Source organism: Lysinibacillus sp. IITD104 (genome assembly GCF_036698265.2).
GTDB lineage: Bacteria > Bacillota > Bacilli > Bacillales_A > Planococcaceae > Lysinibacillus > Lysinibacillus boronitolerans.
Genome location: NZ_JBAHYH020000001.1, coordinates 1,374,967 through 1,389,890 on the forward strand (window position 1 = coordinate 1,374,967; position 14,924 = coordinate 1,389,890).

Sequence of the window (14,924 nt, forward strand, 5' to 3'; positions counted from 1 at the left end):
CACTTCGTGTGAGGGAGTTTTTTATAGTTATAGAAATGAATAGTTATCAAATTGAATATTCGCGTTTTTTCTATGATAATATAGCATTTTCTTTTATAATGAATATGTATTCATTTTGTTTGCCGTCGATTGATAAAAGACGGGCAATTACATGACAGGGGATGGTATATCATGAAGGCAAATTATATCGATAATTTTCAAGAGTGGGAAAAGGGTTTTTCATTTTTTAGTGAGGTACGAGTACGATTTTCAGAAACAGACATGTATGGTCATATGAACAATACGATTAGCTTTACATATTTTGAGCAAGCAAGAATTGATTATTTCCGTCATTTAGGAATTTTAATGCCCTCAGTTGGAGAAGAGGATGTGAAATCTATACCAATCGTAGCCGATTTACAATGTGATTATGTAAAGCAGGTTTTCTTTGATGACGTTCTACGAATTTATACAAAAATCGCGCAAGTTGGGAATTCATCGATGGACATTCATTATCTAGCAAAAAATCAAAAGGACGAAATTTGTTTCACTGGTCGTGGAACGATTGTGCAAATGGATCCTCGCACAGGCAAAAGTGTACCGATTTCAGAGGAAGAAAAAACGAAATTAAATCAGTTGGCTATGCTATCTCACTAGCTCAATATGTAACTGTATGTAAATTTATTAAAATAGTAGGAATTGCATTTTACGTAAAATTTACGAATGTATCAATATAATTTTCGAAATTTTTAAGGAAACATGGAATAATCATGCAAATAGCCGTCACCGCTTCCTGCCCCTTAACATAAGTTACAATACGTGCGGGGGAGGAGGGTGTAACTGAATGAATGGCTCTCATCATCGTTCTCTTTTAACAAACCGAGAACGTGAAATATTTGCGCTTTTATTAGCTGAAAAAACAACGAGAGATATTGCAGAGCAGCTTGGTATTAGTGAAAAAACAGTGCGAAATCACATTTCCAATACAATTCAAAAGCTAGGTGTAACGAATCGATCTCAGGCGTTAATTGAGCTGTTACGCTTGGAAGAATTTAAATTAGACTAATGGACACTTGCTATTTCGTGAAAAAAACGACAAAATAGAACTATTCAACGTATTTTTAGGAGTGAAATAGTTATATGTCGGATGAAGTAACAAAGCACTCACCTGAAACCGTTGCAACGGTTGAAAAGGAATTACGCTATATAGCGGCCATCGTGAAGCAAAAGGGAAGAGAAATTGTTTCCGATTATGCGATTACGCCGCCACAATTTGTTGCATTACAGTGGTTAGAAGAGCTTGGTGATATTACAATTGGCGAATTATCAAACCGTTTATATTTAGCTTTTAGCACAACAACAGATTTAGTGGACCGAATGGAGAAAAATGAATTAGTCAAGCGTGTGCGTGATGAAAATGATCGCCGTGTCGTTGTCGTTCATCTTCTCGAAAAGGGCGAACGTATTATTCAAGAAGTTATTGAAAAAAGACAGCAATACTTGCAAGAGATGCTTGTTGGTTTTAATGAACAAGAAGTCGCGCAATTATCAAGCTACTTAGAAAAACTACATGTACACATGAAACAGGATTGAGGCGGAAAGTATGAATGCCCCGATAGGCGTTATTGACTCAGGAGTAGGCGGTTTAACCGTAGCAAAAGAAATCATGAAGCGATTGCCAAACGAAACGATTTATTATATTGGCGATACAGCAAGGTGTCCGTATGGTCCAAGAAGTCGTCAGGAAGTACGGAATTTTACTTGGCAAATGGCAAAAGCACTCGAAAAAATGAATGTTAAGATGCTCGTTATAGCTTGTAATACAGCGACTGCAGTAGCACTCGAAAGTTTACAAAGAAATATGCCTTTTCCAGTACTAGGTGTTATCAATGCTGGCGCACGTGCAGCTGTAAAAAAAACGAAGCGACATGAAGTCGTTGTGCTTGCAACAGAAGGAACAATTAAAAGTGGGGCTTATGAAGAAGCCTTATTGTCACTCAATACGTCAACACATATTATTCCACTAGCTTGTCCAACATTCGTACCACTTGTAGAAAGTGGCGAATATAAAGGTGACTTTGCAAATAATTTAATAGCAGAAGGCTTAAAGCCGTTGAAAAATCGACAATTTGATACGGTTATTTTAGGGTGTACACATTATCCTATTTTACAAAAACAAATTGAAGCTGTTGTCGGAGAAGATGTAAACGTACTATCTTCTGCGGAGGAAACAGCAAAGGATGTTCAGGAAATGCTAGCGTATAATGGCACTTTAGCGAATGTAAATGCGGTGCCTGCTCATAAATTTTTTGCAACTGGTTCTGTACCAATTTTCCGTTCGATTGCTGAGAATTGGTTAGAGCAAGGTACTCTTGACATAAAACGTATCACATTAAAATAAAAAATCAGCTTAGCAACAGGCTAGGCTGATTTTTGCCGTTTTTAGCATGGTACATAAACTGCTATCGAGTACTTTTTCGATGACATAAATTATGTTAAGATGAGGGCGCGAAAGTTTTTAGGAGGAACGAATTATATGACAAGATTTGATGGTAGAAATGCAGATGAGCTAAGACCTGTGAAAATAGATAGTGAGTATCTATTACATCCAGAAGGCTCTGTGTTAATTCAAGTAGGTAATACAAAAGTAATTTGTACAGCAACGATGGAAGACAAGGTACCTGGCTTTTTACGTGGGCAAGGGAAAGGGTGGATTACAGCCGAGTATTCCATGTTGCCTCGTGCAACCGCTCAACGTACACCACGTGAATCCTCTCGTGGGAAAGTCAATGGTCGTACAATGGAGATTCAGCGCTTGATTGGGCGTGCATTGCGTGCTGTAGTCGATTTAGAAGCGCTAGGCGAACGTACTGTATGGATTGACTGTGATGTCATTCAAGCGGATGGGGGTACACGTACAGCATCCATTACGGGAGCATTTGTTGCCATGACACAGGCTATTGCTAAATTTGCTGAAGAAAAACCATTCGAAAAATTCCCGGTAACAGACTTTTTGGCAGCAACAAGTGTTGGGATCGTAGTGGAACAAGGTGCTATTCTTGATTTAAATTATGTAGAAGATGTGGCTGCAGCTGTTGATATGAACATTGTGATGACAGGTGCAGGACGATTTGTCGAACTACAAGGTACTGGAGAGGAAGCTACCTTTTCTCGAGAAGAACTAAATGAATTGTTAGCATTAGGTGAAAAAGGCATACAACAATTAGTTGAACTTCAAAAAATAACGCTTGGTGAACTGGCAAACAAGATTGGAGGGAATCAATAATATGAAACAAGTAGTCATCGCCACAAAAAATAAAGGGAAAGCAAAAGACTTTGAAGCATTATTTGGACCACTTGGTTATGAAGTCGTGACAATGTTTGAAGTGGCCCCAGATATGGAAATAGAAGAAACAGGAACAACATTCGAAGAAAATGCCATCCTAAAAGCAGAAGCATTAGCGAAGGAGCTTGGAACCATTGTTATTGCAGATGATAGTGGTTTAGCAGTAGATGCATTAAATGGTGAGCCAGGTGTGTACTCCGCTCGCTATGCTGGTGACCATGACGATGAAGCAAATATGATTAAACTATTAGAAAATTTACAAGGTGTCGAAGATGACAAACGTACAGCACGTTTTTGCTGCTGTATTGCAATTGCAGGACCTGATTTTGCAACAACAACAGTATTTGGTACATGTGAAGGCGTTATTGCCCATGAAAAGCGTGGAACGAACGGCTTTGGCTATGATCCAATCTTTTTCGTGCCAAGCTTAAATCGAATGATGGCTGAGCTTTCACCAGAGGAAAAAGGCTCAATTTCTCACCGAGGCAATGCCATCCGCAAGTTAAAGGAGCAATTACCGAATCTTATCAAATAAGAGGTGATATCCATGAAAATGCTTGTTATGAGCGATACACATGGTGATAGCCATGTCATCGAAAAGGTTAAAGGTTTTTATCCTGAAATAGATGTTGTGGTTCATTGTGGAGATAGTGAACTTCCCTATTCACATGAGGCATTAGAAGGATTGAAAAAAGTACGTGGAAACTGTGATCGTGAAAAAGCTTTCCCTGAAGAAGAAATTTTCACTGTCCAGGATGTGAAAGTTTATGTAACACATGGTCATTTATTCAATGTGAAAAATTCCATCTTATCATTGTCCTATCGTGCAAAAGAAGTAGGTGCACAGATCGTTTGTTTCGGTCATTCTCATATACTCGGTGCCGAAATGATGGATGGCATCTTATTTTTAAATCCGGGCAGCTTATTAAAACCACGAGGCCGTAAAGAGAAAAGCTTTGCTGTTGTGGAAATCAATGCAACATCTTTTAAAGTTGATTGCATGACAGATGACAATCAATGTATGGCTACATATACATTTGAGCGACAATAATAGGGGAAATCCGCATGACTTCAAAGTATGCGGATTTTTATTTGGGCTGCTGATAATGGTAAAATTGCCTATGAATGATTAATGCTGAAATAGCAAAAATAAATCGTAAAGGCAATAAAGGAGAAAACATGAAAAAAACAATTGGTTGGCATTTTGATAATAGTTACGTTCAACTACCAAGTATTTTTTATTCCGACATATCGTTAAATCCTGTTCGTTCACCAAAATTGATCTTATTAAATGAATCAGTTGCAGCCTCACTTGGGTTAGACATTCAGGCTTTAAAGAGTGAGGAAGCATTAGCCGTTTTAGCTGGTAATACAATTCCAGAAGGTGGCGAACCGATTGCACAGGCTTACGCAGGGCATCAATTTGGTCATTTTAATATGCTAGGTGATGGTAGGGCTCTATTATATGGGGAGCAAATCACACCTCAAAAGGAACGGTATGATATTGCTTTAAAAGGATCAGGTAGAACACCTTATTCTCGCGGTGGAGACGGGCGAGCCGCATTAGGTCCAATGCTAAGGGAGTATATTATTAGTGAAGCGATGTTTGCACTAGGGATCCCAACTTCACGTAGTCTAGCAGTAGTCACTACAGGTGAAATGATTATTCGAGAAACAGAACTACCAGGCGCTATTGTCACAAGAGTTGCAAGTAGTCATTTGCGGGTAGGGACATTTCAATATGCTGCGCAATGGGGGACAGATGAGGAGCTACAGCTTTTAGCTGATTATGCAATAGAACGACATTACTCAGCTAATATTGGCAATCAAAATCGTTATCTTTATTTGTTAAATGAAGTCATAAAGAAACAAGCCTCCCTTATAGCAAAGTGGCAGTTAGTGGGCTTTATCCATGGCGTCATGAACACCGATAATATGACCATTAGCGGTGAAACCATTGATTATGGTCCTTGTGCATTCATGGACATCTATGATCCTGCGACTGTGTTTAGCTCGATTGATCACCAAGGACGCTATGCTTATGGAAATCAGCCCAATATCGGTGGCTGGAATTTAACGCGCTTAGCAGAGTCCTTACTACCTTTAATTGATGATGATCAAGAAAAGGCCATTCAACTGGCACAAGAAACGCTACAACAGTATCCAAAATTATATGTAGAAAATTGGTTGGAAGGAATGCGTGCAAAGCTAGGCATTTTTAATGAGGAGCAAGAGGACATCAAGCTTGTTGAAGAGCTTCTTCAGCTTATGCAGCAATACCAAGCTGATTATACGAATACATTTATCGCCTTAACGTTTGAGCAATTGGAGGATTCGCTATTTAACGCATCAGCTTTTAAGGACTGGCATCACAAATGGCAAGCTCGATTAGCGAGACAGCCGCAAACAAAAGACATGTCACAGCAATTAATGCGTCAACATAATCCAGCTGTTATTCCGCGTAACCACAGGGTAGAAGAAGCTTTGGAAGCGGCTGTAGAACGAGGCGATTATAGTGTGATGAACAACCTACTAAAAGTCCTAGCTCAGCCTTATGCCCATAATAAAGAGCAACAAGAATACGCTTCATTACCTGAACCGACGAATCAACCATATCGTACGTTTTGTGGCACATAAGTAAAAACGAGAGTTATTTATTCTCTCGTTTTTTATTTGTATAAAGGCACTCTACCGTATTCAAACGCATATTCTATGTATGAATAAAGATAAAGGAGAATAGGGTCGGTGCATAAATATTCAAAGGGTTGGTTTGTCAAAGTATTGCGTGCTCATGGAATAATGGTTCATCCTCAATTTAAAAGTCATTTAGGCTTATATAAGGAATCTGAATTACGAAATTTATATTATCGTTATGTCGAAATAAAGTCTGCTGAGCAAAATCAATAGACCGTTTGTTTGAATAACTCCTTTCTAGGAAAAACTAGTGATTAGAAAGGAGTTTTACGATGTGGATGATGACTCAAACATGGCAAGATGTTCTATTTTTACATTGGCCGATAGACCCTCAAGAACTCGAAAAACATGTACCTAAAGAACTGAAGCTTGATCTCTTTGAACAAAATGCCTGGCTTAGTGCTGTCCTTTTTAAAGTTTATCGACATCGGCTACGCTTTCTACCACCTCTTCCGGGGATGAATACCTATTTACAATTGAATGTCCGAACATATGTGGAGTATAACGGCATGAAAGGCATCTATTTTTTTCATTTAGATGTGACGAATAATTTCTTATCAAAAATTACGGCAATAGGTAGCTTGCCATATCGCCATTCCAACATCCTAGTAAAACAAAGAGGGAATCACTATTCATACACAAGCCATTACAAAGCATGTGACGAAAGATTGAGGGTTATTTATACAATAGGAGACAAGACCAATACTAATTTTGACCGATGGATTGTAGAGCGCTACCATTCATGGGCGAAATGGAAGGATACACTTTTTCGCATTGATATTCACCACTCCCCATGGGAATTAAAAAGAGCCAACGTAACGATTGAAAGCAATACATTAGCCTCTTTTATGAAGGGGAAACTTCAGGGCATGCAGCCTCGTGCTCATTATGCTAAAAACAAAACAGCGAGAGTTTTTCCTCCAGCAGTTGAGCATAAAATGATCATAAATCCATCAAGATTTTTGCATTAAAAGAGGTAACAAAATTGCATAACGATGGCGCTGGCTATCATATCTGACATCGCAAGTGCCTCTGCTTCAATTTCATCAAATACCTCTACATCAGCCTGATAATCTTTTTGTATCATCGTGACAGCTTCATTTTTCGTTAAAGCTAAATGCGTATAAAACATTTTTTGTACGGCCTCTCTAGTTAGGTATGGATTGATTGTATGCAAAAAGAAAGCAATATCATCTGCATTACGATACCATTCCCTCTCTTTAGCTTCCGCTGTGGTAGCGTCACCTTTCGCAGCAGCTGTCACTAATTGAGCCGCAATTACCAGATGCTCTTTAATTAAAGCTGCATAACGATCCGCCACGGAGTCACCATAAAAGGGGCGTAAACAATTCCCTAAATCGGTTGCATTGCGTAGCAAACGCTGCTGCACAAAGGGTAAATCAGGCAAATTAAACACAATGCTTATAATAGTCATCCGTGTCCAATTCACATGCTCCATCCAAAGTAAGCGGTTCATAGCCATAAAGTCTGCTTCGCCTTTACTAATACAGCGTCGGTAATCATTTGACTGTAAAAAGTGACGAATCGGAGCCGTATACTGCGTATAGGGGGCATGATACAGCTGGCTTAATGAAAAACCATTTGAATAGGGGTACAAGGCTTCACTCCTTCTTGTTCTATCTCCTACAGTAGCATACTCCAAGGAATCTTAGAGTATGAAGAACAAGAAAGAAAAGAACAGACGACAAAATTACGCTTCATACATCATTTTCTTCGTCATGCCACCATCAACTGTAAGATTAATACCTGTTACAAAGTTATTCATCGGGTTTGTTAAATAGAGACAAGCCTGTGCAATATCTTCAGGCAGACCAACCCTTCCTGACAAATGCTGCGCATGATCGATTGGCCGTAGTGCCTCGTAATCACCTGTTTCAATCCACCCAGGTGAAATACAATTCACCGTAATTTGATCTGGCCCTAAAGATCGCGCTAAAGCATGTGTTAACGCTATGATACCACCCTTTGTAGCCGCATAAGCTTCTGTATGAGGCTCCGACATTTCAGCACGCGTAGAGGCCAGCGAAACAATAGAACCACCCTTTGCATTATGCCGCATCACTTTTGCAGCCTCTCTGGCACAGAAAAAGGTACCCGTTAAATTCGTCTGCAACAAATCCTGCCACTCATCAAACGTCACCTCATAGGGAGATTGATGCTGAAACTTCCCAGCATTATTAATTAATATATGAATGGTCCCATATTGCTCAACAGCTCGCTGCATCAAATGAATGATATCCTGTTCCTTTGTCACATCCGTTGGAACAAATAATGCAGAGTAGCCTTGAGCAAGCATATCCTGTTCTAACTGTTGACCTAAGCCTGCATTCAAATCAGCAATCACCACTTTTGCGCCTTGTTGTGCATATGCGAGTGTAATGCCCTTTCCAATCCCTTGTGCACCACCAGTGACAATAACGACTAAATCTTTAAACATCCTCATACCTCCTACTTTTTTATCGCCAATAGTGTAGCAAATATTTTGCTATCCGTCCTGCTAAGTGGGTGAGGAAATGGTATAATGGATGCTGTAGCAACATATGATAAAAAATATGAGGCAAACCTTGCCTGCATAGTAAAATTAATGTTGACATTATGCTATAAAGTACATATAATAAATATTGTCCTTCCTATGGAATACATAAGAAACGACATCATGTCTCAGTAGCTCAGCTGGATAGAGCAACGGCCTTCTAAGCCGTCGGTCGGGGGTTCGAATCCCTCCTGGGACGTCAATAACAAATCAAAGGTTAATTTTTAACAAAATTAAAAAGCGCTTGAAACCTTATCAATATTGGGTTTTAAGCGTTTTTTGTTTATATAGATAATTTTAATAACCGCATAGAATAACATATAAAAAATAAATTTGGTAAACAAAATTGTAAACATGGTGAGCAAAAAAATTAAGAAGAATAAACATTAATCGCTATTTCTCCATCTCGTTCTTTCACTTATTTTAATAAGTGAGAATAGTGATCAAGTGTTGTTTGAATATCCGAATGTCCTAATCGTTTAGAAACAGGATGAATATGATATCCCTTTATAGATTAAGAAACAGGCATGTGTATGTAGTAGAATAATCAGTTGTTTGAGGTATTGAAATATGTTTCCAAAAGTTGGTACTAGATAAAGTGTGAGCTAATGAAGCAAAGATGGATGTTATTGCGGTAGCGTAACAATAAGCTGATGTGCTTTTCTTTTACCACCTGATTAAACTATTAAACGAATTTATGACGAAGAAATAAGGTTAATCAAAAAAAGAATTTCTATATTACGAAGGTTATGGTATGTATTTGAATAGGAAGAATAATTGTAAAAAAAGACCATCTCTAATAGAGTGGTCAAAAATACTAACTTGTCTTACATTATAATGAAGTTGACTTCCCTTTTTTCTCATCCATAATAAGGTCTTCTTCACGTTGTGGGCGAGGGGCTTCCGTACGCCCATTAGGTTTTTTTGGGTCTGCTCCACTAGCAAATGATTGTTTTGTTGGCTCGTCTGTTGCAAACTCTGTATTTTTTTTGTCTCGTTTCATGTCGACACCTCCTAAAGATATTATTTATCTTATCCAATAAAATATCCCTTGTTTATTTCTACTCCCTATTTAAATATTTCAGATCATCCCAAGACTATGTAAGGAAAATTTGGTAGGAAATTTCTGATGTTTGGATTTTACATAAAATAATTGATTATTTAGAAAAAATAAATTTTTATGTTAAAATAAACCAAAGAAAACATTTTAGAAAAGTATCGGCGCTTTGATTGGAGGTTGAACAGGTGGATGAGAAGAAGAAGGGGAAATTACAAATCCTCGTAATAATTTTAATGATATTACTTTTGGTTGCAACGTTTGTTTTATTTTTCATAGGTAAATATATGTTGGCATTTATTTTATTTGGAATTTTTATGCTAATACTAAATTTTATTAGTAGCTGGAAAAACCTAGATAATGCAGATTACGTTTATAGAAAAATTCATAAGAGTAACCAGAAGTGGTAATTACTAAACATTTAGCTTAGGAATGTTGTTATACTTATGTTACTTGTAGTGCTTATTTGGATAGCTGAAAAGAGCAAAGAAGGGATCCACACTTTATATGAAGAAATAGTGAGTTATAATATTTTTTCAACAACTATGGAGGTGCTTTTTTGCAAACATTTTTTAAATATAATTGGCTAGTTAGGGAAGACTGGTTTCGTTGGTGTGAAGAGTTGACTGAAGAAGAACTTTTGCAAAAACGAACTGGAGGAATGGGCAGTATATTACACACACTTTTCCATATCATTGATGTTGAATGGAGTTGGATTCGTCTATTACAAGGGAAAACTGATTTTCAGGAGAGCTTTGATGAATATAATAGCTTGGAAAAGGTTCGTAAATTGGAAGCAGCATTTCATTTAGAAGTCGAAAGCTTTGTAAATCAATGGGACGACAGTATGGAAGAGCGTATACTTCATAATTCATTAGCCGATGGTAGCATTGAGACGCATACATGGGGTGAGATCATTCGTCATACCATTGCACATGAAATTCACCATATAGGACAATTATCAATTTGGGCAAGGGAGATGGGGAGAGCGCCTGTTTCAGCGAATCTAATCAGACGAGGTCTTTCTTCATCATTGAAAAATTCAAGTAGGTGCTCAAATAAATATAGAAACGTCTAAATAGTGTTCCAGAAAATCTTCCAATTCATTTGAAATGGAAGATTTTTTGATGCCCAAATAAGAGAAATTGCGAGGTAAATTTCATATAGATATTTAAAGAACCAACCATCTCTATTATGGCGTAAAATACCCAGTAAATATTAGTTAAAAGCTAATGTTTACTGGGTATTTTTTGGACAATATTTAGGTTAATTAGAAATATTTATATGAAGAATAGCTAACAACTTGACAGAAGTTTAAATGGGGAGTACTATACATTGGTCGCGAAAAAAACTATTGTAACGTAACATTTTTTAAAGTGCAATACAGTACTTATCAGTTAAGTTCATATATATCTAGATTTTAATTTAATCAGTAAAAGGTAGGTGCAGAAATGAAAAATCTAGTAAATAAAAAAGATAACCTATTACAAAACTTTTTAGGAATTTATATAGTAGCAGTATTAATGTTATGGAGTAAAACATACATCTCTCAACTATCACAATTTGACTTAGGTGTAGAAGGAGTCATGCAACAATTCCTTTTACTAATAAATCCACTAGGCTCAGCAATGCTATTTCTAGGATTTTCATTTTTATTTAAAGGAAAAAGAAAATACACATCACTCGTTGTAATTTATACTTTGATGTCTATTCTTTTATATGCCAATATTGTTTATTACCGATTCTTTAGTGATTTCATTACATTACCTACACTTTCTCAAACACAGAATTTCGGTGATTTAGGTGGTAGTGTTCTTTCTTTACTAAAGCCTTATGATATTTTGTTCTTTGTAGATGTTCTTGTTATGTTTTATCTACGATTCTCTAAAAAAATTCAAAAAGATACGAAACGTTATGGCTATAAAAAAGGAATGGCAATCATTGCTATTGCATTAGCAGTATCCGTCCTTAATTTAGGATTAGCTGAAACTAATCGTCCTCAACTATTAACACGAGGTTTTGATAGAAACTATATTGTGAAATATCTAGGAATGTATAACTATACGATTTATGACTCAGTTGAAACGATGAAAGCATCGTCTCAGAGAGCTTTGGCGGATAGTAGTGATATTACTGAAGTAATTAACTATACAAAATCAAATTATGCCAAACCGAATGCCCAATATTTTGGTGCAGCAAAGGGAATGAACGTTATCTATTTACATTTAGAATCATTCCAAAACTTTTTAATCGACTATAAATTAAACGGTGAAGAAGTAACACCATTTTTAAATTCATTAGCAAAAGATAAGAATACCTTGTATTTTGATAATTTCTTCCATCAAACAGGTCAAGGGAAAACGTCTGATGCAGAATTTATGCTTGAAAACTCTTTATTTGGATTACCACAAGGATCTGCTTATATTACAAAAGCACAAAATACGTATCAGGCAGCTCCTAGTATTTTAAAAGATTATGGTTATACATCCGCTGTATTCCATGGTAATAACGGAAGCTTCTGGAATAGAAATGTGATTTATAAATCATTTGGATTCGATAAATTCTTTGATGCTAGCTACTATAACACAGGTACTTCAGAGGACATGGCTGAATATGGTTTATTAGATAAACCATTCTTTGCACAATCTCAAAATCTTTTAAGCTCCTTACCACAACCTTTTTATACAAAATTAATTACGGTAGGGAATCACTATCCATATAAAATGAATCAAGATTTAGTGACAATTGATAAAGCCAATACGGGAGATGCAAGCGTTGATAATTATTTCCAAACAGCTCGTTATGCAGACGAAGCAATTCAACAGGTCTTCCAGCAATTAAAAGAATCAGGTTTATATGATCATTCAATGATTGTTCTTTATGGTGACCATTATGGTATTTCAGATAATCATAACGCTGCAATGAGCCAAGTAATAGGAAAAGATATTACACCATATGAAAGTGCTAATTTACAACGCGTTCCATTATTTATACATGTTCCGGGTATGGAGGGTGGTACTAACCATACGTATGGTGGGCAAACAGACCTTCTTCCAACATTATTACATTTACTTGGAATTGATTCACAGCAATTTGTTCAATTTGGTTCAGACTTATTATCAGAAGAGCATGATGAAATTGTTCCATTTAGAAATGGCGATTTTGTCAGCCCTACTATTTATTCAATTAATGAAAAATATTATGATAATAAAACAGGCTTACCATTAGACGAGAGTCAATTAGAGGAAGCAAAAACGATTAAAAATGAAGTAGATCATAAATTGGCGTTATCTGATAGAGTCGTAAATGGTGACTTATTGAGATTCTATACGCCAACAGGTTATACGCCAGTTGATCCTTCTCAATATAATTACTCTCCTGATGAAAATGTAGAGTCTAAATAATTTAAGGCAGTTCAAGGAATTGTGTACGATATCAAAGTCTATAGGATATCATACCATTACCTTGAATTGCTTTTTTATTGGTCATTTTTGAATAAGTATGGCAATACCAAGGTTTTATATTCCCCTTAAGGTTCAAATAGAAACTTGGACTAACGGAAAAAGCGATTCAAATCCTTTAATAGTAAGGGTTTGAATCGCTTTTATTAGTAAGGAGAGGAAAGAACAAACATGGTGGCACTCATCATCCTTACTTATTTCTTTTTAAAGAATAATTTAGATGAAAAAAGGAAAGAAATAGGTGTAAATTTGAGGAGTTGATCGGGATGGAGTTTTATAAAGACATAGTCATTTACTGTTATAGTTGTCGTAAAAAGACTGTGTTTACATGTCAAGATACACATGAAAAAAAGGGTGTAGATAGTCACTGCAGTGAATGTACAGGTATTTGGTTTGAATGGCAAAACCGAGCTGTCGAGAGAGAAATGGAGAAGTGGATTGCATATAATAAAGACTTAGTAAATATAAACCACTGATCTAGTTAAGCTGAATACACCTAAAAAGTGTAATTATCAAGTAAGTACGATGAGGCGTTGAAGTGCCATTTTCTTTTAAGAGAGTGGTTCTTTTTCTTTTGCTTAGACAAAAGCTCTAGCTAGAACAAACAAAATTACTATTTCTTTATCTCATTTGATAAAGAGAGGTGAATAATAGAATTATTGAATCTAAACTATGATTTGTCCGTATACATATTATTATGATAATTAGGGGGGCATCATGGACGTTTATAAAAAAATAGCAATTATCGGGGGAACAGGTAAAGCGGGGCGATACATTGCTTCTAAAGCATTAGAGAAAGGGTATCACGTACGGATGCTTGTTAGAAACCCAGAAAAGTTAGTTTTCAGAGACAGTAGGATTGAGGTAATAGAAGGGAATGTACAAAATATCGAGGATCTTCAAAAGCTATTAAAAGATTGTCAAATCGTTATCAATACTTTTGGTCAACCAATGAAAGAAAAACAAATTTATAGTAAATTAACGGAAAATATATTGGGAGTCATGTCTGATTTACATATGGATCGTTATATTGGGGTAACGGGTGGATCGCTAACCATTGCTGGAGATACAAAGAGTATTATAAATAGAATGGGTGCAAAGATATTTGAAATTATTTATTCAAAAATGATGATGGATAAGAAAAAAGAATGGCATCTCCTTAGCCATAATCAAGTTATCAAATGGACACTAATTCGGCTTCCATTTATCGTAGAGGGAAATGAAGTAGGGTTCATAAAGGAAAATCTTAGAGATATGCCAGGTACAAAAATAACAAATCGGGATATAGCTACATTCATCATTAACCAAATAGAAAATCAAAAGTATGTACAAAAAGCACCGTTTATCTCCAATTAATCTAATTTAAAGGAGAGGGATAGGGTCAGCGCCTCAACTAAATGACTTTATCCCTTTTGAATGCCCAACAAAATTTTCCTTTGCCTCAATCGTATTGGTACAAAAAATCAAATGATATCCTTTTGAGCAGTTTTTTAATTAAAACCTTCTCCAATAAACCTTCCAACGCCTCTCAACAACCAATAAATGATTCTAAATGGGAGGAAAAGTAATTCTGGTATCCAAATTAGTACGTCAAGAAATAAGTCAATTAATGAATATTGATCTTTACGTCTCTTATCTCTTCTCTTTTTGTTTTTCCTTCCTTGCAACCATTCCCTCACATTACTCGACCCCTTTTACAAAAAAAGTGCTGGCTTTTCTTAAGTAAGTATACGATTCATTGCTTTAGGTGGTTTCATTTTTAAAAAACTTTATGATGTAAAAGCGGATATGGGGCGTAAATGGGAGTAAAAATGTTGGCTTATTATATTTCTT

Annotated in this window: 16 protein-coding genes and 1 tRNA gene; 14 read left to right on the top strand and 3 right to left on the bottom strand. The window is 36.3% G+C overall.

Going from position 1 to position 14,924, the window contains the following annotated elements; genetic code table 11:
• Nucleotides 1-171: 171 nt before the first annotated feature.
• The 10 genes from V1L66_RS06965 to V1L66_RS07010 all read left to right on the top strand — a co-directional run bounded on the left by V1L66_RS06965 (nt 172) and on the right by V1L66_RS07010 (nt 6,990).
• Nucleotides 172-636 carry a thioesterase family protein gene (locus tag V1L66_RS06965; RefSeq protein ID WP_333005134.1) on the top strand — a complete coding sequence of 155 codons (465 nt, stop codon included), beginning with the start codon at nt 172-174 and terminating at the stop codon, nt 634-636.
• 187 nt (nt 637-823) lie between these two features.
• On the top strand, nt 824-1,045 hold the full coding sequence (locus V1L66_RS06970; RefSeq protein WP_004226437.1) for a LuxR C-terminal-related transcriptional regulator: 222 nt from the start codon (nt 824-826) through the stop codon (nt 1,043-1,045).
• A 74-nt stretch (nt 1,046-1,119) separates the two neighbouring features.
• Nucleotides 1,120-1,572, top strand: a complete 453-nt coding sequence (locus V1L66_RS06975) for a MarR family winged helix-turn-helix transcriptional regulator (RefSeq protein WP_016991542.1) — start codon at nt 1,120-1,122, stop codon at nt 1,570-1,572.
• A gap of 10 nt (nt 1,573-1,582) precedes the next feature.
• Nucleotides 1,583-2,380 (top strand): glutamate racemase, encoded by a 798-nt coding sequence (gene racE, locus V1L66_RS06980; protein WP_036078269.1) that lies wholly within the window; start codon nt 1,583-1,585, stop codon nt 2,378-2,380.
• 135 nt (nt 2,381-2,515) lie between these two features.
• On the top strand, nt 2,516-3,265 hold the full coding sequence (gene rph, locus V1L66_RS06985) for a ribonuclease PH (RefSeq protein WP_333005141.1): 750 nt from the start codon (nt 2,516-2,518) through the stop codon (nt 3,263-3,265).
• A gap of 1 nt (nt 3,266) precedes the next feature.
• Nucleotides 3,267-3,860, top strand: coding sequence for an XTP/dITP diphosphatase (locus V1L66_RS06990; RefSeq protein ID WP_016991540.1), 594 nt, complete (start codon nt 3,267-3,269; stop codon nt 3,858-3,860).
• 12 nt (nt 3,861-3,872) lie between these two features.
• On the top strand, nt 3,873-4,376 hold the full coding sequence (locus V1L66_RS06995; RefSeq protein ID WP_016991539.1) for a metallophosphoesterase: 504 nt from the start codon (nt 3,873-3,875) through the stop codon (nt 4,374-4,376).
• A gap of 128 nt (nt 4,377-4,504) precedes the next feature.
• Complete coding sequence (locus tag V1L66_RS07000; RefSeq protein WP_103118616.1) at nt 4,505-5,962, top strand: YdiU family protein; 1,458 nt, start codon at nt 4,505-4,507, stop codon at nt 5,960-5,962.
• A 108-nt stretch (nt 5,963-6,070) separates the two neighbouring features.
• A complete protein-coding gene (locus V1L66_RS07005; protein WP_103118615.1) occupies nt 6,071-6,232 on the top strand; it encodes a DUF2639 domain-containing protein in 162 nt (53 codons plus the stop codon).
• A 59-nt stretch (nt 6,233-6,291) separates the two neighbouring features.
• Nucleotides 6,292-6,990, top strand: a complete 699-nt coding sequence (locus V1L66_RS07010; protein WP_326140722.1) for a DUF2071 domain-containing protein — start codon at nt 6,292-6,294, stop codon at nt 6,988-6,990.
• Here the strand turns inward: V1L66_RS07010 and V1L66_RS07015 are convergent.
• Together V1L66_RS07015 and V1L66_RS07020 are read right to left on the bottom strand one after the other, a co-directional pair.
• Entirely contained in the window at nt 6,987-7,637 is a 651-nt protein-coding gene (locus V1L66_RS07015; protein ID WP_048393689.1) for a hypothetical protein, read from the bottom strand. The two genes, V1L66_RS07010 and V1L66_RS07015, sit on opposite strands and share 4 nt — an antisense overlap.
• A gap of 93 nt (nt 7,638-7,730) precedes the next feature.
• Nucleotides 7,731-8,477, bottom strand: a complete 747-nt coding sequence (locus tag V1L66_RS07020; protein WP_258859400.1) for an SDR family NAD(P)-dependent oxidoreductase — start codon at nt 8,475-8,477, stop codon at nt 7,731-7,733.
• 221 nt (nt 8,478-8,698) lie between these two features.
• Here V1L66_RS07020 and V1L66_RS07025 point away from each other — a divergent pair.
• Nucleotides 8,699-8,772 (top strand) — tRNA-Arg (locus V1L66_RS07025).
• 633 nt (nt 8,773-9,405) lie between these two features.
• Here the strand turns inward: V1L66_RS07025 and V1L66_RS07030 are convergent.
• Nucleotides 9,406-9,576, bottom strand: a complete 171-nt coding sequence (locus V1L66_RS07030) for a hypothetical protein (RefSeq protein WP_333005153.1) — start codon at nt 9,574-9,576, stop codon at nt 9,406-9,408.
• Nucleotides 9,577-10,189: 613 nt separating this feature from the next.
• On the opposite strand from V1L66_RS07030, the gene V1L66_RS07035 reads away from it, so the two are divergent.
• From V1L66_RS07035 to V1L66_RS07045, 3 genes are all read left to right on the top strand, one after another.
• Entirely contained in the window at nt 10,190-10,708 is a 519-nt protein-coding gene (locus V1L66_RS07035) for a DinB family protein (protein ID WP_333005154.1), read from the top strand.
• A gap of 373 nt (nt 10,709-11,081) precedes the next feature.
• The gene (locus V1L66_RS07040; protein WP_333005155.1) at nt 11,082-13,034 is read left to right on the top strand and encodes an LTA synthase family protein; all 1,953 of its coding nucleotides are present in this window, start codon (nt 11,082-11,084) and stop codon (nt 13,032-13,034) included.
• 774 nt (nt 13,035-13,808) lie between these two features.
• Nucleotides 13,809-14,447 carry an NAD(P)H-binding protein gene (locus V1L66_RS07045; RefSeq protein WP_257960595.1) on the top strand — a complete coding sequence of 213 codons (639 nt, stop codon included), beginning with the start codon at nt 13,809-13,811 and terminating at the stop codon, nt 14,445-14,447.
• Nucleotides 14,448-14,924 lie beyond the last annotated feature (477 nt).